Below are 1,653 nucleotides of genomic sequence, written 5' to 3' on the forward strand. Positions count from 1 at the left end.
ACCCTTGTGCCTGCCCTCCGCCGCACACCCAATCCAGCCCCCTCCCCACGTGTCATTCCCGCGAAAGCGGGAATCCAGATTCTTCACACCACCACACGCTTCAAACTACACCCTCAACATCAAAACATCAAACCCGTCCCATCCCAACAAATTCGAAATTCGAAATCCGAAATCAGACCTCCCCTCACGCCAACGCCAACACCAGCGCCACCCCCGCCAACGCCAGCACCGCCGCCGCGATCCGCAGCGACCACGCATAATACCCCTTCGTCGCCGCATTCAAAAACAAATACACAGCCACGATCAAAACCGCCATCCCAACCGCCGAAAACCGAGTCACCCGCGCCTTGTGCCATGCCTCAGCCGCCGGCGATCGTTCGAAAAGAGCTGAACCGAGTCCAATGGAGTGAAGCACGTCCTTCTGCTGAGCGTTGACCAGCAGCATCTCCCGCCACACCTGCCCGTACGGCCGATCCATCCGCTGCACGAACCGGTCGTGGATCAGCAATCCCCGCCGCAGCGCCGCGAGAATCACCTCCATCAGGACTGCGTCGGTCGCCTCCAACCGGCAGCGCGTATGCACCTCGCTCCTGAAGTACGGCAGCAACTGCCGCGCCGCGTCCTCGAACGCAAGCTCCTCAGCCTCCCGCACCGTCGTCGCCGGTGATCGCGACTGCGCCAGATACCACCGGCCTTCCGGATTCCGATTCACAAACCTCGCAAAATCGTCGTTCCAAACCTTCTCGTCGAACTCCGCGCTCCGCGACGCCTCCCCGCCCGGACCGCGAAGCAAAGCCGTCACTGTCCCGTTCCGCCCCGACACCCCATTCACGCCGTAAGAGCCTTCCGCCACCACTGCCACCGACAACACCACCGCCGGCTGCGTACTCGGCGACCCCTCCAGCCGAACCACCCGCCCAACTCGCGCCTCACACCCCCGAACCGCCTCGCCGATCGCATCCGACGCCAGATCCCCCGCCAACCCGACCGTCAAACCCTCCTCGCCCCCCGGCGCAATCGTCGCCAGCGATTTGACCACTCCCAACGCCGCCGCCTTACCCGCCAATTCCCGCGACGCATACACGTTCGCCTCAAACTCCCCCTCACCCAAATCCCACCCCGCCCGCGCCTCAACCACTGGGACCCGGACCTCATCGACCGCCGGCAAAGGCTGCGCGACGTACGGATAAGCTATCTCCCGCAACAGCGCAGCCGGGCTCCGGTATCGGCGGATTTCCCCTGGCAACAGGATCACGCTGACCACGATGATCACCGCGCCCAACGCCATGCACTGATGCCCGCCCGTGCGCCTTCTCTTCGTGAGCACCGCTCCATAGACCAGCGTGCTCAGACCCACCAGAAAGGTGAAGGCCAGGCACACGGAAGGAAAAATGGACACCTCCAATTCCATTGCCATATCCTCAACCCTCATCCCGAGCTCTCAACCCATCACTCCCGCTCCATCCACACCGCTAACCGACCACGCCGACAAACCATTTTGCACTTTGCCTTTTGCACTCTGCATTCGCCCCGTACGGGCAACCCTTGTGGTTGCCCCGACCCCTCCGCGTGTTCCGCGTGCTCCGTGCCACGCATTCCGCATTTTGGTATTTGCTATTTTCACTTTTCACTTTTCATTGCCTTTCGCCTTCC

1 protein-coding gene is annotated in these 1,653 nt (G+C 62.3%); it reads right to left on the reverse strand.

Annotation, left to right across the window (positions count from 1 at the left end):
- Nucleotides 1-184: 184 nt before the first annotated feature.
- Complete coding sequence (locus tag GXY33_16980) at nt 185-1,411, reverse strand: hypothetical protein (GenBank protein ID NLX06833.1); 1,227 nt, start codon at nt 1,409-1,411, stop codon at nt 185-187.
- Nucleotides 1,412-1,653: the final 242 nt, after the last annotated feature.

The sequence above is a fragment of the Phycisphaerae bacterium genome, from assembly GCA_012729815.1.
GTDB lineage: Bacteria > Planctomycetota > Phycisphaerae > JAAYCJ01 > JAAYCJ01 > JAAYCJ01.

What these genes read in the sequence shown, in the direction of transcription:
- GXY33_16980 (NLX06833.1), bottom strand. Translation starts at nt 1,411, where the DNA reads ATGGAATTGGAGGTGTCCATTTTTCCTTCCGTGTGCCTGGCCTTCACC.